The sequence below is a fragment of the Plantactinospora sp. B6F1 genome (assembly GCF_040120695.1).
Classification (GTDB): domain Bacteria; phylum Actinomycetota; class Actinomycetes; order Mycobacteriales; family Micromonosporaceae; genus Plantactinospora.
Map to the genome: position 1 here is coordinate 181,169 of NZ_JBEEAC010000011.1, position 21,701 is coordinate 202,869.

The 21,701-nt window shown below is 71.9% G+C and carries 17 protein-coding genes, 1 tRNA gene and 2 pseudogenes; 11 read left to right on the forward strand and 9 right to left on the reverse strand.

The window, feature by feature from the left end; all coding sequences use genetic code 11:
* Positions 1-25: 25 nt before the first annotated feature.
* From ABNF97_RS16960 to ABNF97_RS16970, 3 genes are read left to right on the forward strand one after another with little or no spacing between them, the layout of a single operon-like run.
* Complete coding sequence (locus ABNF97_RS16960; RefSeq protein ID WP_349339106.1) at positions 26-298, forward strand: BMC domain-containing protein; 273 nt, start codon at positions 26-28, stop codon at positions 296-298.
* The gene (locus tag ABNF97_RS16965) at positions 295-1,965 is read left to right on the forward strand and encodes a TrpB-like pyridoxal phosphate-dependent enzyme (RefSeq protein ID WP_349339092.1); all 1,671 of its coding nucleotides are present in this window, start codon (positions 295-297) and stop codon (positions 1,963-1,965) included. Before ABNF97_RS16960 ends, ABNF97_RS16965 begins: the two co-directional genes overlap by 4 nt.
* Positions 1,962-2,984, forward strand: coding sequence for a DUF1611 domain-containing protein (locus ABNF97_RS16970; RefSeq protein WP_349339093.1), 1,023 nt, complete (start codon positions 1,962-1,964; stop codon positions 2,982-2,984). Before ABNF97_RS16965 ends, ABNF97_RS16970 begins: the two co-directional genes overlap by 4 nt.
* A 510-nt stretch (positions 2,985-3,494) precedes the next feature.
* Here ABNF97_RS16970 and ABNF97_RS16975 read toward each other — a convergent pair.
* Positions 3,495-3,569 (reverse strand) — tRNA-Val (locus ABNF97_RS16975).
* A gap of 50 nt (positions 3,570-3,619) precedes the next feature.
* Positions 3,620-4,183 carry a TIGR02611 family protein gene (locus tag ABNF97_RS16980; RefSeq protein ID WP_130466135.1) on the reverse strand — a complete coding sequence of 188 codons (564 nt, stop codon included), beginning with the start codon at positions 4,181-4,183 and terminating at the stop codon, positions 3,620-3,622.
* 328 nt (positions 4,184-4,511) lie between these two features.
* Here ABNF97_RS16980 and ABNF97_RS16985 point away from each other — a divergent pair, with 328 nt between their 5' ends.
* Positions 4,512-4,943: an SsgA family sporulation/cell division regulator gene (locus tag ABNF97_RS16985; RefSeq protein ID WP_101365276.1), complete on the forward strand. Its 432-nt coding sequence runs from the start codon at positions 4,512-4,514 to the stop codon at positions 4,941-4,943.
* 115 nt (positions 4,944-5,058) lie between these two features.
* Here the strand turns inward: ABNF97_RS16985 and ABNF97_RS16990 are convergent, their stop codons facing one another.
* Positions 5,059-5,835 (reverse strand): glucose 1-dehydrogenase, encoded by a 777-nt coding sequence (locus ABNF97_RS16990; RefSeq protein ID WP_130463842.1) that lies wholly within the window; start codon positions 5,833-5,835, stop codon positions 5,059-5,061.
* A gap of 379 nt (positions 5,836-6,214) precedes the next feature.
* On the opposite strand from ABNF97_RS16990, the gene ABNF97_RS16995 reads away from it, so the two are divergent.
* Together ABNF97_RS16995 and ABNF97_RS17000 are read left to right on the forward strand one after the other, a co-directional pair.
* The gene (locus ABNF97_RS16995; protein ID WP_502930498.1) at positions 6,215-7,153 is read left to right on the forward strand and encodes an AraC family transcriptional regulator; all 939 of its coding nucleotides are present in this window, start codon (positions 6,215-6,217) and stop codon (positions 7,151-7,153) included.
* 225 nt (positions 7,154-7,378) lie between these two features.
* Complete coding sequence (locus tag ABNF97_RS17000; RefSeq protein WP_130463844.1) at positions 7,379-7,561, forward strand: DUF4236 domain-containing protein; 183 nt, start codon at positions 7,379-7,381, stop codon at positions 7,559-7,561.
* A gap of 90 nt (positions 7,562-7,651) precedes the next feature.
* Here the strand turns inward: ABNF97_RS17000 and ABNF97_RS17005 are convergent, their stop codons facing one another.
* Positions 7,652-8,590 carry a hypothetical protein gene (locus ABNF97_RS17005; protein ID WP_130463845.1) on the reverse strand — a complete coding sequence of 313 codons (939 nt, stop codon included), beginning with the start codon at positions 8,588-8,590 and terminating at the stop codon, positions 7,652-7,654.
* A 190-nt stretch (positions 8,591-8,780) separates the two neighbouring features.
* Between ABNF97_RS17005 and ABNF97_RS34185 the strand changes: the two are divergent.
* Positions 8,781-9,704, forward strand: a pseudogene (locus ABNF97_RS34185) (tetratricopeptide repeat protein); the annotation flags it as partial.
* A gap of 1,118 nt (positions 9,705-10,822) precedes the next feature.
* On the opposite strand, the pseudogene ABNF97_RS17015 reads toward ABNF97_RS34185, so the two are convergent.
* Together ABNF97_RS17015 and ABNF97_RS17020 are read right to left on the reverse strand one after the other, a co-directional pair.
* Positions 10,823-12,151 (reverse strand): annotated as a pseudogene (locus ABNF97_RS17015) (HAMP domain-containing sensor histidine kinase); the annotation flags it as partial.
* A gap of 157 nt (positions 12,152-12,308) precedes the next feature.
* Positions 12,309-12,965, reverse strand: a complete 657-nt coding sequence (locus tag ABNF97_RS17020) for a response regulator transcription factor (RefSeq protein ID WP_349339095.1) — start codon at positions 12,963-12,965, stop codon at positions 12,309-12,311.
* Between the two features lie 114 nt (positions 12,966-13,079).
* Between ABNF97_RS17020 and ABNF97_RS17025 the strand changes: the two genes are divergently transcribed.
* Together ABNF97_RS17025 and ABNF97_RS17030 are read left to right on the forward strand one after the other, a co-directional pair.
* Complete coding sequence (locus ABNF97_RS17025) at positions 13,080-14,198, forward strand: LolA family protein (RefSeq protein WP_349339096.1); 1,119 nt, start codon at positions 13,080-13,082, stop codon at positions 14,196-14,198.
* Between the two features lie 403 nt (positions 14,199-14,601).
* Complete coding sequence (locus tag ABNF97_RS17030; RefSeq protein ID WP_502930500.1) at positions 14,602-16,899, forward strand: HelD family protein; 2,298 nt, start codon at positions 14,602-14,604, stop codon at positions 16,897-16,899.
* Positions 16,900-17,020: 121 nt separating this feature from the next.
* On the opposite strand, the gene ABNF97_RS17035 is transcribed toward ABNF97_RS17030, so the two are convergent.
* On the reverse strand, positions 17,021-17,422 hold the full coding sequence (locus tag ABNF97_RS17035; protein WP_130466138.1) for a hypothetical protein: 402 nt from the start codon (positions 17,420-17,422) through the stop codon (positions 17,021-17,023).
* Positions 17,423-17,659: 237 nt separating this feature from the next.
* Between ABNF97_RS17035 and ABNF97_RS17040 the strand changes: the two genes are divergently transcribed.
* Positions 17,660-18,067 carry a hypothetical protein gene (locus ABNF97_RS17040; RefSeq protein WP_207230575.1) on the forward strand — a complete coding sequence of 136 codons (408 nt, stop codon included), beginning with the start codon at positions 17,660-17,662 and terminating at the stop codon, positions 18,065-18,067.
* A gap of 115 nt (positions 18,068-18,182) precedes the next feature.
* Here the strand turns inward: ABNF97_RS17040 and ABNF97_RS17045 are convergent, their stop codons facing one another.
* The gene (locus ABNF97_RS17045) at positions 18,183-19,133 is read right to left on the reverse strand and encodes a sporulation protein (RefSeq protein WP_130463849.1); all 951 of its coding nucleotides are present in this window, start codon (positions 19,131-19,133) and stop codon (positions 18,183-18,185) included.
* Positions 19,134-19,316: 183 nt separating this feature from the next.
* Between ABNF97_RS17045 and ABNF97_RS17050 the strand changes: the two genes are divergently transcribed.
* Positions 19,317-20,204 carry an LLM class flavin-dependent oxidoreductase gene (locus tag ABNF97_RS17050; protein WP_349339097.1) on the forward strand — a complete coding sequence of 296 codons (888 nt, stop codon included), beginning with the start codon at positions 19,317-19,319 and terminating at the stop codon, positions 20,202-20,204.
* Between the two features lie 87 nt (positions 20,205-20,291).
* On the opposite strand, the gene ABNF97_RS17055 is transcribed toward ABNF97_RS17050, so the two are convergent.
* Positions 20,292-21,695, reverse strand: coding sequence for a cellulase family glycosylhydrolase (locus tag ABNF97_RS17055; protein ID WP_349339098.1), 1,404 nt, complete (start codon positions 21,693-21,695; stop codon positions 20,292-20,294).
* Positions 21,696-21,701 lie beyond the last annotated feature (6 nt).

Consider the following 21,701-nt stretch of genomic DNA (forward strand, 5'->3'; position numbering starts at 1 on the left):
TGGACCGCGTCTCGGCGACAACGCATTGGGCACGCTGGAGACAAAGGGACTCACCGCCGCGATTGCGGGCATGGACGCCATGGTCAAGGCCGCGGAGGTCGAGGTGGTGAAGCTGGAACAGATCGGATCGGCGTACATCACGGTGATCCTCCGGGGCGACGTCGCCTCGGTGAAGGCCGCGGTGGACGCGGGCGCGGAGGCCGCTGCGCGGCACGGGGAAGTGATCAGCGTCAACGTGATCGCCAGCCCGCACCGGGCGACCGCGCAGGCCATCGGCTTCACCCGGTCGGGCGAATGACCGGCGCGGTCAGCATCCCGCAGCAATGGTACGACGTCGTCGCGGACCTGCCGGAGCTGGACGAGTCGTACGTCGATTCGGCGAGCGGCCAGCGGGTCGGCACCTCGGCCCTGACCGAGTTGTTCGCGCCGGAGCTGGTGGAGCAGGAGCTGCACCACCCACGCCGGCTGGTGCCGATACCCGAACCGATCCTCGAGATGTACGCGCGCTGGCGGCCCACGCCCCTGGTCCGGGCGCGCGGACTGGAGCAGGCGCTGAACACCCGGTGCCGGATCTACTACAAGTACGAGGGCAGCTCGCCGATCGGTAGCCACAAAGCGAACTCCGGCGTCGCCCAGGCGTACTACACCCACCGGGCCGGACGGAAGCGGGTCTTCGCGGAGACCGGCGCCGGCCAGTGGGGCAGTGCGATCAGCATGGGCTCGTCCTTCTTCGGGCTGAACTGCTCGGTGTTCATGGTCGGTGGCAGCTACGACTCGAAGCCCGCCCGCCGGACCCTGATGGAGACGTTCGGCTCGCGGGTGCACCGCAGCCCCTCTCGGCTGACCGAGGTCGGCCGTGCGAACGGCGCCGACGACACGGCGGCGACAGGCAGCCTGGGCCTGGCGATCGGCGAGGCGGTCGAGGCCGCGCGGCAGGACGAGGCGGCCGCGTATGGCATCGGCAGCGCGTTCAACTTCGTCTGCCTGCACCAGACGGTGATTGGGCAGGAGCTGCGCGCCCAGCTCGACGCCGAGGGAATCCAGCCGGACGTGCTCGTGTCTTGTATCGGCGGTGGCAGCAGCTACGCCGGTCTGGTCTTTCCCTTCGTGGACCAGGTGCGGCCCGGTGGGCGCGGCCTGGACCTGGTGGCGGTCGAGTCCAACGCCGTGCCCAAGGTGACCCGCGGTGTGTACGCCTACGACCACGGCGACAGCGCGAAGCTGACTCCCCTGTCCAAGATGTACACGCTTGGTCACGAGTTCGCGGCCCCCGGCATCCACTCCGGCGGCCTGCGATACCACGGGCTGGCACCGCAGGTGAGCAAGCTCATCAACATGGGGCTGGGGCGCGCTGTCGCCTACCCGCAGCTGGAGGTCTTCCGTTCGGCCGCGCTCTTCGCGCGGGCCGAGGGCCTCGTGCCGGCGCCGGAGGCGGCCCATTCGATCGCGGCGGTGGTCGAGTTGGCCCGCACCCACCGCAGCGAGGAGCGGGTGCTCGTGTTCTGCCTGACCGGGCACGGATTCTTCGACCTGGCGGCCTACGACAAGTTCAACCGGGGCACCATGGAGGATTCCGACTCCCCGGATTCGGCCATCGCCCGGTCGTTGCGAGCCCTGCCGACGACCCCTGACCCGTCGACGTCGCACCCCGGCGGGCCTGCGGGCACGGTGGCCGACCCGTTCGAGGCGTGGCGCCGCTGGCACTTCGCCGCGCGGCAGCCGGCGCCCCTCACCCCGAGCGGACCTGCCGCGTCCGCGGCGCCGGCGACCGACGGCGTGGACCTCTCCCGGCTCCGCGTGGTGACCGCGCCGATCGTCCGCGAGGCCACGCGGTCCGGCCCGGGCGACCTCCTGGTCGGCGAGCACGCGGTCGTGACACCGGCGGCCGAGGCGCAGGCGCGCGAACTGAACCGCCGTTTGGTGCGCTGCCCCGACCGGGCGGGTCAGCCGGGAGCGACTCGATGAACCGTGCGCCGGCCGCCGTGGCCACGTTCGGTCGCCTCGTTGAGCTGGACGCCAAGACGGGGCACGGAATCCTGCGGTTCTGCGACAACATCGTCGCCGTGGTCGACGACCGGTACGCCGGCCGGCGCCTGACGGACCTGCTGCCCTACGCGGGCCGGAACCTGCCCATAGTGCCCACCGTCGCGGAGGCATACCAGATCGGCGCTCGGGAGCTGGTCATCGGTGCGGCACCGCCCGGCGGCGAGGCCACGTCCCACATGGTCTCCGTCATCGCCGACGCCGCGAAGCGTGACATGTGGATCGTCAGTGGCCTGCACACCCGGCTCACCGAGCACCCCGAACTGACCGGGAGCGCCCACCGCATCGTCGAGCTCCGCCACCGGCAGGTGCCGGAGCTGGTCGCCACCGGAGCGGCGGCCAAGCTGGAGACCACGGTCCTGCTCACCGTCGGCTCGGACTGCGCCGCGGGCAAGATGACCACCGCGCTGGAGCTGTGGCGGGGCCTGCGTACGCGCGGGGCGGCGGCCAGCTTCGTCGCCACCGGCCAGACCGCGATGTACATCGCCGGCGACGGGGCGGCGGTCGATGCGGTCAAGTCCGACTTCGCCGCCGGAGTCACCGAGAGCATGGTGCTCGAGGCGGCCCGAGGCGGCGCCCGGTACATCCTGGTGGAGGGACAGGGCTCGATACTGCATCCCGCGTACTCCGGGGTCAGCCTGGCCCTGTTGCACGGCGCCGCACCGAACCTCCTGGTCTTCTGCCACGACCTGGAGCGGAGCCGGATGGCCTACTTCGACCGCCGCATCGCCGATGTCGCCGACGAGATCGACCTGCTGGAACGGCTCTCCAGCCACCAACGCCGCGCCGTCGTGGTCGGCGTGGTCGCGATGGCCGGTGGCATGACGCCGGACCAGGCCGCCCGGAGACGCGCCGACCTCGCCGCCCGCCTCGGCCGCCCAGTGGTCATGCCGGCGCCCTCCGGGTACGAGGAACTGGTCGACCTGATCGCCGAGTTCTGAGGCCGAGCGGCTGGCCGCCAGGGAGCCAATTCGCTGAAGTGGACCTGCTCGGGCCACTCGTCGTGATGCCGCTGGGCGAGCCCCGCACGGGGGTAGCAGACGCTTCTGGTGCGGCGGCGACGGCTGTGGTGGCGACGACGCGTGAGCCCTTGTCCGCGTTCGGCCGGGGCGGCAAGCACGCTGAGGTGAGCGGTATCGCGGGGCCAGGCTCGGGGGGACTGCCCCACGGCATTTCCAACTCGTGGAGGTCGCCGACGTGCTCATGTTCGTCTGCGACGGTTTGGCAAGGCGGGCGGCGTACGCGTCCGACCGCAGCACCAGCTACCGCCCTATTACACCTGCTGGAGCCGCGTCCGGTACGGCACCGGTGCCGGCTGCGACATCCACCGGGCCAGCGCCGAGCCCTGCGGCCGATCTTCGAACTCCCTACTACCAGCAACCACGTAGGGCTGGCCCTCGACGGACCAGCCCTCTCCGACAGCGAACACGCCGTTCGCGCACTGCCAACTGTGGTGGGCGATACTGGGATCGAACCAGTGACCTCTTCGGTGTGAACGAAGCGCTCTCCCGCTGAGCTAATCGCCCTCAGCGCGGACGACTGTACCCGATTGGCCGGAGCCTGCGCGACTTCGGGGTCAGTGCGTCGCGATGTAGTGCAGGAACCCGGCGACGAGGTCGATGCCGAGGCTCGCCCTTACCGACAGCCAGACCACCATCGCCACGAACACCAGCCCGACCGACCCGAGGACGATCCGGACCAACAGGGACTGTTCCCGTACCCAACTTGCCCAGCTCTGTACGTGTCGACGGGTGAAGCCGAGTAGCCGTTTGGCCCAGAGGAACTCCACCGCCCAGATACCCAGCCCACCGATCACGATCAGCCAGCCGGGGCCCGGTAGCGGAATCAACACGAGACCGAGTGTGACGACGATCGCACCCGCGACCGCCACGAAAACCTTCAACGCGATCCGGCCGGACGGATTGGCCCGGATGATCTCCAGCGTCCGGCGCACCCGTTGCCACCGGGTCTGCGTCACCAACGGCTCGAGCGGCACCGCCGCGCTGGTGCAGGTAGATGACTCCGTCGCAGGTCCGGGCCGCTCCCCCGGTGAGACGCGCTCGTTCTCCGGCACGTCGTACCTCCGCTCTTCGACCGCCCCCGAAACACCGGAGCGGACTCCGGCGCCGACCCCGTTCATCCCTGACGCGCCGAGCAGAGCCGATTTCTCCATTGAGGATGGATTCGTAGCCATTTCAACCCCCAGTGTCGCCCCGCCCGTCACTCAACAGGACGACTGGACGTTACCGGAGTGAGTCGACGGCTGAACCATCCGGCGTCGGGTGGGATCGAGTACCTGGGCAGAACTGGACATCCTACATAAAGATTCGATTTCGATCGGTGACTAGGAAGCCATCTCCCACTACTGGGTGATATCAGCGTATGGCGGAGCGTAACCATGAGTAGCAGCTGAGGATGGGAAAGGCGGGACACATACGTCCCGCAGCGGTGCCGGGGGGAGAACGTCCATGAGTGTCATCCGACCGACCACGGTCGAGGTCGAGACGTCGTTAAGGCTCGTTGCACCTGACGCCACGGCTCTGCCCGTGCGCGCCAGCCTGCGCTACGACCCAGCCGACCCGTATGCGGTCCATGTCCTGTTCCATGCGGAATCCGCCGGGGGCGAAGCGGTCAGCTGGTCCTTCGCGCGGGAACTGCTCGTCACCGGTCTCGATGAGCCGGCCGGGATCGGCGACGTCCGGGTCTGGCCCTGGGCCACGCCCCGAGGCGACTTCGTCGCGCTCGCGCTCTCATCACCGGACGGTAACGCACTGTTCGAGGTGCCGCGCAGCGTCCTGGTCAGGTTCCTGCGCCGGACGTACGTGGTGGTCCCCCGGGGCAGGGAAGGAGACCACCTCGACGTCGACACGGCGGTCAACCGACTGCTGGCCGGTCGCTGATCGTCCCCGCGACGGCCTCGCGGGCACGTCACGTCGCCGGAACGCCACGCCGCGCGGACCCTGCCGAGGTCCGCGCGGCGTATGCGCGGGTCTGTGCTGATCGACCCCGCAGTGGTCAACCATGCGTGGTGATGCCGCCGTCGACCGGAATGACCGCTCCGGTGAGGTACGCCCCGGCCCGGGACGCCAGATAGATCGCGGCACCTGCCATGTCGTCGGGCCGACCGATCCGGCCGAGCGGCACCTGATGCTCGATCGTCGCCCGGGTCGCCGGGTCGTCCAGCGCGAACGCCATCATCTTGCTCTCGAACGGGCCGGGCGCGATCGCGTTCACCGTGATGTGCTCCGGAGACAGCTGGTGGGCCAGGCTCCGGGTCAGCATGTGCACCGCCGCCTTGGTGGCCGAGTAGGCGTACACCTCCATCCAGGGCACCCGGATGCCGTCGATCGAGCCGATGTTGATCACGCGGGCCGGGTCGTCGGCGCTGGCCGAGGCGCGCAGCGCGGGCAGCAGGGCGGTGGTCAGCTGGAACACCGCCTTGACGTTCACCGCCCAGAGCTTGTCGAAGGCGCTCTCCGGGTACGCCTCCAGCGGTGCCCCCCAGGTCGCACCGGCGTTGTTGACCAGAACGTCCAGCGCGGGCACCCGGGCCAGGACCTGCTCGGCGAGCCGGGCCGCCCCGGCCGCGCTGGAGAGATCCGCCGGGATCGCCACGCAGCGTCCGACCTCGGAGAGCTGCTCGGCGACCTCGGCGCAGACGTCCGCCTTGCGGGACGAGATGATCACCTGAGCGCCGGCCTCGACAAATCCTCGGGCGATCATCAGACCGATCCCCCGGGTACCGCCGGTGACCAGCACCGCCTTGTCCTCGACCGAGAACAGCCCTGGCATGCGCACCTCTGGAGGCCGTGGGTCGGTCGGATGTCGCCCGACCCGGTTGGCGTACTGTCCGGCAACCTAATCCCGATCACCCCGACCGGACAACTCGGCCCGGCAGGGCGCGCTGCGCCCCGGTCCCGGCGAGCCCGACCGACGCCCGCGATCATCCGCTCGGTGTCGGCGAGCCCAACCGGACGCCCGGGGATGACGGCTCGGCGGCACCCGGGATCCGCTGGTCCGCCTTCCGGGCGATCTCCCCGAGATTGCTACCAGCCCGGGAGCACCAGCACCCCGACAGGTCGGTCGGCGGGCGCCCGGCCGCCACGGTCGGGTTCCGGACGCGGGCCCGGCCGAGGGGTGCGTGGCGGGCAGACGGCGGCTAACGTCGCAGGTGATGGTCCGATTCGGTCAGCTTCCCGGTGAACCGGGCGAGGTGCCGGCCCAGCCGGCCTGGGCGGGTATCCGCACTCTCACCCTGCGCGACTATCTGCTCAATCCAGCCCGTCGAGGTCCGCTGCTGGTCGATCGACACCTGCTCATCCTGGTCACCGTCGGACACGGCACGCAGGAGATCGACTTCCGGGCGTACCCGTGCCGGCCGGGGTCGCTGCTCTGGGTACGGCCCGGGCAGGTCGTCCAGCACGGCGGGCAGAGCGGACTCGATGCGGTGATGGTCTGCTGGACCCCGGAGACCATGCGCCACCTCGGTGTCCCGCCGGTCGGCCCGCCGTACGCGGCCGGTTACTGGCAACTCGCCGGTGAGGACGAGGACGCGGTGATCAACGAGGTCAGCCAACTGGTGGTGGACTGCCAGCGGCACGGTGGCGGCGTACTCGCCGCCGACCTGCTGCGGCACCAGCTCGCCGTACTGCTGCTGCGGTTGGCCCTGCTCCCGCGCGAGACCGCCGTTCCCGATCCGGTGGCGCCCGGCGTCGCAGCGCGCAGCCGGAACTCGGCGAACGGCGGCACCCCGGACGGCACGGATCCGACCGGCATGTTCGGGCGGCTGTGGCAGGAGGTCGAGCGCTCGTACGGGCGGACCCGCCGGGTCGAGGACTACGCCGGGCGGCTGGACTGCTCGGTGCGTACCCTGACCCGGGCCTGTCTGGCCGCCACCGGACGCAGCGCCAAGCAGGTGATCGACGAGCGGGTGGCGCTGGAGGCCCGGCGGCTGCTCGCCGCGACCGACCTGCCGGTGGCCGAGGTCGGCCGCCGGCTCGGCTTTCCGGAGCCGACCAACTTCGGGCGGTTCTTCCAGCGCGCGGTCGGGCACAGTCCCGGTGCCTTCCGGGCCGGACTGCCCGGCCGGAACCCCACCGTCCACCGGTGACCGGGCGAAGCACCACCGTCCACCCGTGACCGGCCGGAACCCCACCGCCCGCCGGTGACCCGCCGGGTGCGTGGCATCGACCATCGGCGGACCGTCCGGTGCGGAACGCGGACCGTCCGGTGCGGAACGTCGTGACCGCCACCGATGCCGGCGCGAGTTTGCCGAACACCCGTATGGGGAACTTCCCGGCCACTCCGAGAGTGTTGTCCCGAAGGGAGCCTGGTCGTGGGTCTGATGTTCCGCAAGCGGAAGAAGTTCGGTCCGTTGATCCTCAACTTCACCGAGAACGGCTTCTCGTCCTGGAGTATCAAGATCGGACGCTGGTCGTGGAACTCCCGGGCCCGCGCGCACCGGGTCGACCTGCCCGGGCCGCTTTCCTGGAAGCAGGACAAGTCGCGGTCGCGATGAGGCGGTGGCGGCCAGCGCCGCCACCGCACCCCGGTTCCACGGCGCGCACGCCTGCGGCTCAGCGCCCGGGACCGGTCCAGCGGCCGATGCTCAGGCCGGCGGCCTGGCGGTGATGGTGACGTCACCGCCGAGCCGACCCGCCTCGGGTTCCCGACTCACCAACCCGGCGGCCAGCAACGCGCCGAGTACCCGGTTGGTGTCCGCCGGACGGTAGACGGTCCGCTCGGCGGTGAACTGGCGCAGTTCGGTGACGGACGCCGGGCCGACGGACGCCAGGCGGGCCAGCAGTTCCCGCCGCAGCGGCCCGGGATGCGGCGTCAGCGAGATGTCGAGCAGATGCCCCTGCGGATCGCCGGGATCCCGGTAGCACACCCCGGCGTACTCGTCCACCGCCCAGAGCGCGTTCTTGAACGCGTCCAGCCGCCTACCGGCGGCGGTAGCGAAGATCAGCACCTCGGCCCGGTCGTCGGCGACCAGCTCGACCTCGGTCACCAACGGCAGTCCGGCCTCGGTCAACCGACTCCGGTGGTCAGCACGGGACCAGGCCGGAGGATCGAGCACCAGCAACAGTTCGGCGGGCCGGCCACCGGCCACCGCGGCGAGGACCTGCGCGGCGGGCTCCGGACCGCCGGCACCGTCCAGGTAGGCGCCGGTAACGTCCAGGTAGGCGAGGATCGGAGCGCCGTTCGCGGCGGCCGCCTTCAGCGCCACCGGCAACCGGTCGACACCGCCCGGCACCAGGTGTGCGGCCAGTCCGCCGGGCAGTTCCGACTGCACCGCCGCGTGCCGTGCGGCGAGGTCCTGATCGTCGGCCCGACCGCACGTCAGTGCCGTCATCCGCCGACCGTGCAGCAGGTCGGCGAACTCACCGAAGACCCGTAGCGCGGCGTCCGCGACGCCGCCGTCCGCTCCGGCGTACGCCTGCGCGAAGGTGGCCCGGCGGGACCGGTGCAGCGCGGCAGGCGCCCAGGAGTCGAGCTGGCGTACCAGCAGTTCCCGTTTGACGACGCCGATCGGGTCACTGGACATGCTGCGGTTCTACTCCGCCCGGCCCGCCCCTGTCATCTCGACGGCCGCCCCGCCGCCCCGAGTCTGCTCGGCGAGCCGTCGACCGTCGGGATATCGGGCACAGGCTCGGCCACGGATTGCCCGACATGACGACGAAACTGCCACCACCTGCCCTCTTGTACTGAACGTCGCCGGGCGAGCACGATGGGGCGTGGCTTCCGGCTTCGGGGAACTCATCCAGCACGCGAACGCGCTCGTGGCAGCCGGTGACCTGGCCGGGGCCCGGAATCTGCTCGGCCCCCCACTGGACGCCGTCGACCCGAGTCCCGGGCACGCCTCCGTCGAGTTGGCCGAGGCAGCCGGCCTCCAGGCCCGGATACTGGTGGCGCTCGGGGACCCGCACGCGGCGCAGGGCTGGGCCATGTTCGCCCACTCCGCGGCAACCCGGCTGTACGGCGCCGCCGACCAGCGGACCGTGGCGACCGCGGCGACCCTCGCCGCCGTACTTCACCGGGTCGGCAGCCACGTCCGGGCCGCCCGACTGTACCGAGACGTGATCATCGAACTCACCGCGACCGACGGTCCGGAGTCGTTGCGGGTACTCGCCGCGCACGCCGACCTGGCCACCGTCGAGTACGCCCAGGGCGAGTGCACGCTGGCCCGGAACAGGCTGGAGGACGCCTGGGAGCTGCACCGGGAGGTCTACGGCGACGGCCATCCGGGCGGGATTCGGATGCTGGCCCGGCTCGGCGCGATGCAACGGGACTGTGGGCTCTTCACCCGGGCGCACGAACACCTGGCCCTGGCCCGCGAACTGTGCCGGGAGCACCTGCCGGCCGACCATCCGCTGGCGACCCAGGTCGCGGCCCTCGCCCGGGCGGCAGCCGATCCCGACCACGTCTGCGCCGACCCGCCGCCGGAGCCCGAGGACGATCCGCACACGCCGACCGGCCGGCCCGGCGGGGGGTACGCCGAGCCGTGGCGCCCCGAACCCCGGCACGCCGAGCCAGCACCGTACGACGAGCAGCCAGCACCGTACGCCGTGCGCCAGGAGCACGCCGGGTCCCCGCAGCACGCGCACCATCCGGAGCAGCCGCACCACCCGCAGCACGCCGCTCCGCGGCAGGGTGGCCCGCAGCATGCGGCGTCGTCGTACCCGACGGCACCTCCCCAGCACGGCGGGGAGCATCCGCCGGACGTCGAGCTGCCGCCGCGTGAGGAGCCGCCACCACTACGCTTCCGGCCCCCTCCGCCGACCCGGCCCGCCGGTGCCGGCACCGACATCCCGCAGGTGCCGCCGCCCCGACTGCCGCCCGCGCCGCTCGTCGAACCACCACCCCGGTGGAGCACCCCGCCGCCGGCCGGGCCACCGGTGCCGCCACCCCGCAGCGCGGCGGACCGGTCCGGGCCGGGCGTCTCCCCCGCTGTGGGGCCGGTCGCCGACGAGGACGATCCGGAGTACGGCTGGTGGCCGCCGGACGTAACCCGCAGTAGCCCCGACGGCGACGACCACCCGGTCGGTCGGCACCCCGAACCTGCCCCCACCGAGCCGTGGCGACCGGAGGGCCCTTCCGGACCCACCCCGCCGGGCGGCGAGCAGACCTACCCGGAACTCCCGGACGGTCACGCCGCCGGCCTCGCCGCCGGGCAGGTACCCGAGATCCGGAACCTGCCGGAGAGACGGTCGCCCCGGTTGCCGGTACGGATCCACCGGCCGCAACCCGCGAGCCGCCGGCTGCCGATGATGGTCGTCGCCGGCCTGGTGGTCCTGGTCCTGCTCGGCACGGCCGCCGTGGTGCTCGGGTTCGGGCCCACCGGGGACGACGAGCCAGCGCCGCCGGCTCCCGGGCCGGCGACCAGCACTCCGGCCGCATCACCGCGCACGCCGCCGCCTGCCTCCCCCGGCACCCCGCCCGGTTCGGTGACCCTGGCCGACAGCCGGAGCAGCGTGACGCTGGGCTGGAGCTACCCGAACGGCGCCGAGGGCCCGGTGGTACTGGCTGGCGGGCGGGCCGGGCAGGAACTCCGGCCGTTCCAGGAACTGCCGGCCGGCTCCACCGGCTACGTGGTCTACGGGCTGGACACCCGGGACAACTACTGCTTCTCGGTCTCGGTCGTCTACTCCGGGAGCGTCATCGGTGCGGCCGATCCGGTCTGCACCGAACGGCCCGGCAGATCACCGTCGACACGCTGAACACCGACCGGCGGCCGTGTCGACATCGGGGCGTCGTGGCCCTCGGACGCCGGACGCTCGGCCGGCAGGCGTACCTCGACCCGCAGTCCCGGTCCGGCGTCGGCGAGGGTCACCGTGCCGCCCTGGCGGCGTACCAGTTCCCGGACGATGGCCAGTCCGAGCCCGGCGCCGCCCGCGTCCCGGGCCCGGGCGTCGTCCAGCCGGGTGAACCGGCCGAAGACCCGGTCCCGGTCCCGGGCGGGGATGCCGGGCCCGTCGTCGGTGACCGTCACCAGGTGGTACGCCGCGGCGGTCCGGTCGCCAGGGCCGGCCTCCAGCACCACCTCGCTGGCGGTGTGCCGTACCGCGTTGTCCAGCAGGTTGCCGAGGATCCGGGTCAGCGCGTCCGGCTCGGCCAGCACCCAGAGCGGCGAGCCCGGTGCCACCACCCGCAGCGGCGGCGCCGGATACCGCTCGGCGACCTCGGTCAGCAACTCCCCCAGCTCGACCGGTTCGGCTGCCCGGGGTGGCCGGGCACCCGCCTCGTCCAAGCGGGCGAGCAGCAGCAGGTCGTCGACGAGCCGGCTGAGCCGCTGGGTGTCGGCGAGCAGGTCGTCGGCGACCGCCGGCCAGTGCGTCGCCGGACCGAGCCGCTGCGCGACCTCGAGCTGGGTCCGCAGGTTGGCCAGCGGGCTGCGCAGCTCGTGCGCGGCGTCGGCGACGAAGGCGCGCTGCCGGGCCCGGGCCGTCTCCAGCCGGCCCAGCATGCCGTTCAGGGTCACCGCCAACCGGCGGATCTCGTCGTGTGAGGCGGGCAGCGGCAACCTACCCGGCCGGGTCCCGCCGGTGATCTCCTCGGCGCCGGCCCGCAACGCCTCGACCGGTCGGAGGGTGGCGCCGACCACCCGCCAGGCGACCGCGGCGAGCGCGACCAGAAGCAGCGGAAAGCTGACCAGCAGGATGGTCCGGACCACGGTCACGCTGTGCCGCACGTCCGCGGTGGACTTGGCCACGAGCACGGTGTGCGGATCGGCGGCCGGTCCGGCGGGCACCGCGACGACCCGGATCGGACCGTCCAGGCCGAGCCGTCGGCCGGGCAGGTAGAACCGGTCCCGTTCCCCGGCCTGGAATCGCCGCAGCTCGTCCGGGTAGAGCATCGGGACCAGCCGGTCGGCGTCGATCGAGGCGGCCCGGATTCGGCCCTGCCCGTCGAGCACCTGGACGCGTACCTGACCGCCGGCGACCGGCAGCGGGTCGGGCAGCGCGTTCTGACCGGCGAGCCGGGCCACCGCCTCGGCGGTCTTCAGCGCCTCGGTGTCGACGGTGCGCTGAAGCGCGTAGCCGAGCGCGCCGAGCAGCACCAGCCCGCCGACGGCAAGGCCGGCGGCAAGCCCCGCCGCGCTGATGATGGTGAGTCGGGCGCGCAGGCTCAGTTTCCGCCACGGCCGTCGCCAGCCGCGCCGGCCGCCCCGGAGCCGGATCACCGGAGGGCTCCGGTCCCGACGTCGGCGAGCGCTTCACGCTCCACGCGGAGAAGCGCCCCCGGGTGACCTAGCGCCGAGCGAGTCATGCCACCAGCCGGTAGCCGGCGCCGCGGATCGTCTCCAGCCGGTCCCGGCCGATCTTGCGACGTAGGTAGCCGACGTAGACCTCGACGGCGTTCGGCGCGGTACGCAGGCTCGCGTCCCAGACGTGGTCCAGCAGCTCGGTCTTGGAGACCACCTCACCGGCCCGGCGGAGCAGGTACTCCAGCAGGGCGTACTCCCGAGCGGTGAGATCCACCTCGACCCCGTCCCGGGTGACCCGGCGGCGGGCCGGATCCAGGCTCAGGTCACCGGCGACCAGTATCACCGGGCGGCGCGGCGCGCCCCTGCGGAGCAGGGCTCTCAACCGGGCCAGCAGCACCACGTAGGAGAAGGGTTTGGTCAGGTAGTCGTCCGCACCGCAGTCCAGCCCGTCGGCCTGGTCGTACTCGCCGTCCTTGGCGGAGAGCATCAGCACCGGCAGCCAGTGCTTCTCGGCCCGCAGTTGCCGAACCACCCGGTAACCGGAGAGCCCGGGCAGCATCACGTCCAGGATCATCGCGTCGTACCCGCCGTGCCGGGCCAGGTCCAGCCCGTCCGGCCCGGTACCGGCCACGTCGACGACGAAGCCCTCCGCCGAGAGGCCGCGTTGCAGCGCCGTGGCCAGTCGGGCCTCGTCCTCCACCACCAGCAATCGCACCGGACAAGCGTGCCATCCCGGCCGGGGCAACCACACCCGGCTGAGTGAGCCGACGGCGGTTCTCAGTGGTTTCACAGCGCGGCAGGCGCAGCATGGTGGTCAGGAGGTACGAACATGTCCGTTTTGCAAACCCGGCCCGCGCTGCGGTGGCTGGTCCCGACCGGGGCGGCCCTGGCGATTCTCGGCGGAGGTGCGGCGGTCGGCACGTTCGCCTCGGCCGCCGAGCCGAACCTGCCCGAGCGCAGCGCCGCACAGCTCCTCGTCGACCTGCAGACCGCCCGCCTCGACGGGCTCTCGGGCACGGTCATCAAGCGCGCCGACCTCGGGCTGCCGAGCCTGCCCGGCATCGGCGGACGCGGCAGCGCCGAGCTGACCTCGCTGGTCTCCGGCACGCACACCCTGCGGGTCTGGCACGCCGGTCCGGACCGGACCCGGATCGCGCTGCTCGGCACGCTCGGCGAGACCGACGTCATCCGCAACGGAAAGGACGTATGGGTCTGGGACAGCCAGGCCAACCGGGCCGAGCACAGCACCCTGGACCACAGCGACCTGGACCACGCCGGCCCGACCGCCGGGCCCGGCCACCTGCCGGTAACCCCGCAGGAGGCCGCCGAGCAGGCGCTGGCGGCGGTGGATCCGAGCACCCGGGTCCGGGTCGGACGGTCGGCCTCGATCGCCGGTCGGGACGCGTACGAACTGGTGCTCGAACCCCGGGACGCCACCTCGCTGGTGGACCGGATAACGATCGCGATCGACGCCGTCGAACACGTGCCGCTGCGCTTCCAGGTCGTACCGGAGGGCACCAGCAAGCCCGCCTTCGAGGTGGCGTTCACCCGGATCGACTTCGAGCGACCGGACCCGGCCCAGTTCGCCTTCAACCCCCCGCCCGGAACGGTGGTGACCGAGGCGGCCCGACCGGAGGGTCGACCGGCGCTGCCGATCGGGGTGGAGCGGCCGACGGTGGTCGGAAGCGGATGGACGAGCGTACTGGTGGCCAAGGTTCCGCAACTCGCCGGGATCGCGGAGTCGGAGACCGACGACACGGAGACCGACGGCACGGAGGCCGGCCTGCTGCGGGGCCTGCTGGGCGGGCTGCCCGAGGTGACCGGCGAATGGGGCAGTGGTCGGCTGGTCACCGGCAAGCTCTTCACCGCCCTGCTCACCGATGACGGGCGGGTACTCGTCGGTGCGGTGCGGCCGGAACGGCTCTACGAGGTCGCCCAGGACAGGTGAGGAGGTCGCCCTGAACGCCAGGTCAGCGGTTCCCGGCACCGCCGGGCCGGGGGCCGAAACGGGAGCCTGATCGAGCAATTCGACCGCCAGGTCGCGGTGGACGCCGTCGACCTGGCGGTCTCCCGTGCCCGCCGGGTGCCTGCCACCTCGGTTGAGGCGACGCCGGCACACCCCGCCAGGTGACGGGGCCGCGGGATGGGGCGACCGATGGATGCCGGCGCGGAAACGCGCTATCGTTTCTCAGTTCGGAAACAAAAAAGAACGGCAGAATGCCGTTCCCTGCAAAGGCTAGCAATGGGGAGACGGTTTGTCAAAGCAATCCGGTTTTTCGCCCGACCAGCGTCTCGAAGAGCCGGTCGACGAGCCGATCGGACGCACCGCGCACTTCCGCGCGGACGAGTCGGTGGCGGGCGGGCAGCCCGGGCCCACCGACCGGACCCAGGATGACATCCCCGCCGAACAGCGGTACGTCTCCATGCTCTACGGCCGCCTCGACGAACTGCGTACCCAGGCCAGCCGGCGACTGCGCAACGCACTGCGCAACACCGGCGGTACCCAGCAGGAGCGCTCGCAGCGCGACGGCACGGTACGGATGTACGCCGAGCAGATCGACCGGCTCGGCGCGGTCGAGCAGGGCCTCTGTTTCGGCCGGCTGGACCTCGACGACGGCACCCGCCGCTACATCGGCCGGATCGGCGTCTTCGACGGCGACGGCGAGTACGAGCCGGTGCTGCTGGACTGGCGCGCCCCGGCGGCCCGACCGTTCTATCTCGCCACCGCCGCCGCCCCGGACGGGGTGCGCCGACGCCGGCACATCCGGACCCGGGACCGCGAGGTGGTCGGCCTCGACGACGAGGTGCTGGATCTGGATGCCGCCGGACAGGCCGGTGACCGGGGCGGGTTGACCGGCGAGGCGGCGCTGCTGGCGGCGGTCAACGCCAGCCGTACCGGCCGGATGACCGACATCGTCCGGACCATCCAGGCCGAGCAGGACCGGGTGATCCGGGCCGACCTCGACGGGGTGCTCGTGGTGCAGGGCGGTCCCGGCACCGGGAAGACGGCGGTGGCGCTGCACCGGGCGGCGTACCTGCTCTACACGCACCGCCGGATCCTCTCCACCCGGGGCGTGCTGCTGGTCGGTCCGAACGCGACCTTCCTGCGCTACATCTCGCAGGTGTTGCCGACCCTCGCCGAGACCGGCGTGCTGCTGCGTACCGTCGGCGAGCTCTTCCCCGGGATCACCGCGACCCGGCCCGAACCGGCCGAGGTCGCCGAACTCAAGGGCCGGCTCGACATGGTCGAGGTGCTGGCCGCCGCGATCCGGGACCGGCAGCGGGTGCCGGACGAGCCGATCGAGATCAACATCGAGCGGGACCGGCTGGCGCTCGATCCGGCCACGGTCGCCGCCGCCCGGGACCGGGTCCGCCGCGCGGACCGGCCGCACAACCTGGCCCGGCCACTCTTCGACATCGAGATCATCCACGCCCTCGCCGACCAGCTCGCCGAGCGGATCGGCGCCGACCCGCTGGGCGGGGAGAACCTGCTCGACGAGGCCGACCTCGCCGAGTTCCGGCGCGAGCTGCGGGCCGAGCCGGAGGTGCAGGCGGTGCTGGACTGGCTCTGGCCGGTACTCACCCCGCAACAGGTGGTGGCCGGGCTGTTCGCCTCGGAGCAGCGGCTCGCGGTCGCGGCGGCGAACCTCGACGAGGCACAGCGGGCGGCGCTGCGGCGCGAGCCGTGGGGCGGCTGGAGCCCGGCCGACGTACCGCTGCTGGACGAGGCGGCGGAACTGCTCGGCGAGGACGATCGCGCGGCCCGGACCCGCGCAGCCCGGCAGCGGCAGGCCGAGCTCGAGTACGCCGAGGGCGTGCTGGAGATCGCTGCCGGTTCCAAGTCGATCGACTTCGAGGACGAGCCCGACGCCGAGGACGGGATGCTCGACGTCACCGACCTGCTCGTGGCCGACCGGCTGGCCGAGCGGCAGGCCGACGGGGAGCAGTTGAGCACCGCCGAGCGGGCTGCGGCGGACCGGAACTGGGCCTTCGGGCACGTGATCGTGGACGAGGCGCAGGAACTTTCCCCGATGGCCTGGCGGGTGCTGATGCGCCGCTGCCCGAGCCGCTCGATGACGCTGGTCGGTGACGTGGCCCAGACGGGTGCCCTGGCCGGCACCTCGTCCTGGTGGCCGGTGCTGGAGCCGTACGTCGGTGACCGGTGGCGGCTGGAGGAGCTGACGGTCAGCTACCGGACCCCGTCGGAGATCCTGGCGGTGGCCGCGAAGGTGCTAACGGAGATCGACCCGACGCTGACCCCACCCCGCGCGGTACGCGACACCGGCGAGCAGCCCTGGGACGTCGGGGTCGGTGCCGGTGAGCTGCCCGGACGGCTGGTCGAGGCGGTCCGGGCCGAGGTGGCCGGTGTCGGCTCCGGCCGGGTCGGGGTGATCGTGCCGGCCGGCCGGGTCGACGAGTTGGGCCGGGCGGCCACCGAGGCGGAGCCCGAGGTGGCGCTCGGGGACGATCCGGAGCTGACCAGCCGGGTGGTGCTGTTGACGGTCGCCCAGGCCAAGGGGCTGGAGTTTGACTCGGTCCTGGTGGTCGATCCGGACCGGATCGTCGCCGAGTCCCCGCGCGGGCGCAGCGACCTCTACGTGGCGCTCACCCGGGCTACCCAGCGACTGGGCATCCTCCGGGTCGGCTGAGCCGGAGACGGCGGCCGGTCAGGCGAGCCGAACCGCCTTGCGCTCCGTCGTGGCGAACCGTCGCGGCGCGGTTCAGGTCGGACGGGCTGACCTGTCCGTGCGCGGTTCAGGTCAGACGGGCTCACCTGTCCGTGAAGTTGCCGATCTGCGGCGTGGGTCCGGAGGCGTCACTGGTGGAGCCGGCCGCCGGCGGATTGGTTCCGCCGGTGGTCGCGTCCCCGGTGGTGGTGGGTGCCACCTTTCCGCCGGGTCGGCGGGGTTGACGGCGTACGTTCGCCGAGCCGGCCCGCCGGTCGGTACCGGTGGTGGTGCTCACGCCCCGGTTCCGGGTCGGACCGCCGTCGCGCAGTACGTCCGGATCGGCCGCCCGGTCCGTCGAATCCTCGATGTCGCGTTCGTGCGCCTCCCGTACCCCGTCGACCGGCAGGCTGACCTCCTCCACCGCGCCGGGGCGGTACTTGCCGCCCCCGATCCGGTCTTCGCTCCGCCGCGCCGACTCCCGCTGTTCGTCCCCGCCGCGCACGTCCGCCACGGTCCACCACCTCGCCGAGTTGTCGTTGTCCGAGGTGTCCCCGGTGCCCGGGTCGGCAAACGCCACCGGCACAGTCGCCGCCCCGCACCACCGCCCGCGCAGCCAACGGTTAGCCGGTCAGCGGCTGTTTGTGGCCGGACCCGCCGGGTAGCCAACCGGTGCCACCGGCGCGGCAGTGCCGTGACCGGCGGCGGTCGGAAGAGATCTCATCGAATCCGAGGAGGAAAGATGAGCACGCAGACCCCTTCCAGGCAGCCGATGGGCCAGCAGGTGACGGACATGCAGTCGGCACCGACCCGGGAGATGGGTGCCCAGCACATCTCCAACCAGCAGATACAGCAGACCCTGTCGGAGATGCAGCGCCGGATGGACGAGCCGGCGCGCCGGAACCCGGGTAGCGAGACCAAGCCGGCGTACAAGACGACGGAGTTCTATATCTATCTGGCCGCGGTGGGTGGCGTTCTGCTCGCCTCCGAGTTGGTCGGCCGGAACTCCGTCGGCGTGGACGTGTTCCGCGCGGACAACGCGTGGTTCTTCATCACCCTGCTGACCATCGCCTACCTGGGTAGCCGTGGTCTGGCGAAGCTCGGTAGCGCCTGGCGACGGGCCGACCGGGCGGACCGGGCGAACAGGTAACGACGCTGTGCGTGCCTGATGCGTCGGGCGCGCCGGAACGTCCCGAGCAGTGGCGACTGCCACGGGTCGCGGTCCCCGCCGAGTGGGGGGGGGACCGCGACCTTTCGCCTGCTGTTTACTCGCCGAAGTCGCCGAAGTCGCCCTCGAAGGCGTCCTCCAGCATCTCGCCGGCGATCATGCCACCGGCCATCCCGAGGGCGGCACCGGCGACGACGCCGCCGATGCCGTGACCGCCGTGGTGACCCTGCTTGCCGGGATGCCCGTAGTGCTGCTGCAGCCCGCCGTGCCGGGCGTAGCTCTGCACCGTCTGCGCCAGCCAGCCCTCCACCCGCTGCCGCCAGTCGACCTGGTCGACCCCGGCGTGCTCGGCCGTGTACCGCCCGACGCTGTCGTGCCCGCCGCTGAACATTCCGCCACGCTTGTCGCACTCGATGATGACGTCCACACCCTGCTGGCTGGTGACGAAGGTCAGCTCGACCTCCCGGATCGTGTGCGCGTACTGCGGGGCGGCGAGGAACTCGATCTCCTGGTAGAACGGCAGCGTCTGCTGCACGCCGTAGATGTGCCCGCGCTCCAGGTCAGCGCTCTTGAACTGGAAGCCGAGTTGGGCGAACGCCTCCAGGATCTTCTCCTGCACCGGCAGCGGGTGGACCGCGATGGCGTCCAGGTCACCCTTGTCCACCGCCCGGGCCACCGCGAGTTCGGTGCGCAGCCCCATCGTCATGCCGCGCAGGCGCTGACCGTAAACGTCGGTGATCGGGGTCTCCCAGGGGACCGGGAGCTGGAACGGAATCGCCAGTTCCTGCTTGGCGTCCAGGCGCATCGCGCCGCTCACCGGAAGGCGGTAGAACTCCATGGTGCCGGCGTACTCGCTGTCACCGGCCTCCATCTCGACCCGGGTGACCAGCGCGACGGTGATCTGCTCGATGTCGGCTGCGGACTCCCCGCCGCGCAGGTTGACCTGCCCCTCCAGCATCAGGCCGGGCCGGGTGTTGGGATTCGTCAGCACAGTGTCCACACTGGGACCGCCGACGCCGAGGGCGCTCAACATCTTCTTGAAGACCATAGAGATACTCCTGTTTACGGCGGATGTGTGCCGCGGGTTCGGCAGGCAGATTCCACGATGGATCAACACACCACCTTGGTGACAGTATTCACCGTAGCTGTGAGGTGGCTGTGAGCGTCCGCCGGTCACCGGTTCGGGTGACCCGGCCGGAGCCGCGGCGCGACAGCCGTAGGCTCTGGGATCATGCGCGTAGGCATCGTGATCCTTCCCGACCGACGGTGGTCCGTGGCCGAGCGCCGGTGGCGCCAGGCCGACGAGTGGGGCTTCGACCACGCCTGGACGTACGACCACCTGGGCTGGCGCGACCTGGTCGACGGGCCGTGGTTCGACGCGATGGGCACCCTCACCTCGGCCGCGATGGTGACCTCCCGGATCCGGTTGGGCACCCTGGTCGCCTCGCCCAACTTCCGGCATCCGGTGCACTTCGCCCGACAGATCACCGCGCTGGACGACGTCTCGGACGGGCGGCTGCTGCTGGGGCTCGGCGCCGGCGGGATCGGCTTCGACGCCGCCGTACTCGGCGCCGGGGCACTCTCTGCCCGGCACCGGGTCGACCGGTTCACCGAGTTCACCGATCTGCTCGACCGGCTGCTCCGGAAGGACGGCGTCACCTGGCGGGGCGAGTACTACGCGGCTGTCGACGCGCGGAGCAACCCGGGCTGTGTCCAGACGCCCCGGGTCCCGTTCGTCGTCGCCGCGAACGGGCCACGCTCGCTGCGGCTCGCCGCCCGGCACGGCCAGGGCTGGGTGACCACCGGCGTACCGGACGGCGACGACCTGGCGGCGTGGTGGCGCTCCGTAGCCGACCTCGCCGGCCGGATGGACGAGATCCTGGCCGCCTCCGGCCGTGATCCCGGCACCCTGGACCGCTATCTCTCCCTCGACTCCGCGCCCGTCTTCTCACTGCGCAGCGTCGGGTACTTCACCGAGGCCGTCGGTCGGGCCGCCGAGCTGGGCTTCACCGACGTCGTCACGCACTGGCCGCGCGAGTCGAGCTGGTACGCCGGAGACGAGGCGATCCTCGCGGAGGTTGCCGCCGAGGTGCTGCCCCGGCTGCCCGGCCGGAGCTGACCGTCCCCGGCCCGGTGGCCGGGCCCGCGGAAGGACCCGGCCACCGGTTGCCGGCACTGGCCGTCGGGGCCGGCCTGCACCTGGTGGTCAGCTGGCGGCGCAGCTCAGCGTCGGTGCGCTGTTGGTGCCGTTCCAGGTGCCGATGAAGCCGAACGCGGTGCTGGCCCCGGCCCCGAGGCTGCCGTTGTACGAGACGTTCCGGGCGGTCACCGCCGACCCGCTGCTGGTGATCGTCACGTTCCACGACTGGTTGATCCGCTGCCCGTTGGCGAAGGTCCAACTGACGGTCCAGCCGCTGATCGCCGCGCTGCCGGCGGTCACCCGGACGTCGGCCTGGAAGCCGCCCTGCCACTGGCCGGTGATGGCGTAGCTGGCGGTGCAGCCCCGGCTGCCGACCGGAGGCGTGGTCGTCGGCGGAGTCGTCGGCGGGCGGGTGGTGGGCGGAGTCGTCGGCGGGCGGGTGGTCGGCGAGATCGTCGGGGTGCTGCTGTCGTAGACCGTCGCCTGCCGGGCGGTCTGCCGGATCCCGTTAGCCCCGTTGAAGATCCGCTGCCCCCAGGAGGTCAACTGGCTCGGGTTGAAGTTGGTCACCATGTCGAGGTATTCGACGCCGCCCCCGTTGCCGCTCCAGGACCAGCCGATGTAGCCGATCCCGTGCTGTTGGGTGTACGACATGATGGTGTCCTCGTCCGGGTTCCCGTCCGAGTGGTCGTGCCCGAACTCCCCCACCACGATCGGCAGGTTGGCGCTGCGGAACCGGCCGAGGTAGTCGGTGATCTCGGCGGCGGTGTCGAAGACGCCGTACATGTGGATCGAGAAGACGGTGTTCCGGTCCGGGTCCGAGGCGAAGACGCTCTGGGCGTTGTCCCGCATGATGAAGCGCCAGTCCTGGCCCCACATCGGCGCGTCGACCATGATGGTGTGGTCGAAGCCGGCGTCGCGCAGCCGGTTGATCGCGTTGCTGGTGGCGGTCGGCCAGGTCGCGCTGACGCTCTCGTTGTTGCCGAACGGCTCGTTGCCGATGTTGAGGATGACGTAGTTCTCCTGGCCGGTCAGCGCGCTCTGGATGCTGATCCAGTAGTCGACCGCCTGGTCGAGGCTGATCGCCGCGCCCTCCTCGCCGTACCCGGTGGTGTCGTGCACCTCCAGTACGCAGATCAGCCGGTTGGCCTTGCACAGCGAGATGACGTTGGCGACGTCGCTGGCGCTGTTCTGGGTCCACCGGGCACCACTGCTCAGCACCACCCGTACGGTGTTCGCACCCAAGGACTTGATGTTCGCAAATGAACCGGTTTGGCTGGTGTACCAGGTGTGCGCGTGGCTGACGCCGCGCATGATGAACTGGTTGCCGCGCGCGTCGATGAGCCGGCCGCCGCTCACGGTGAAGCCGGCCGCCGCCTGTGCCGGCGGGGCCGCCACGAACAGCGAGACGGTTGCGGCGACAACGAGCGTGAGCAGCGACGATGCGACGGCGTAGATTCGTCTTTTCATGACCTA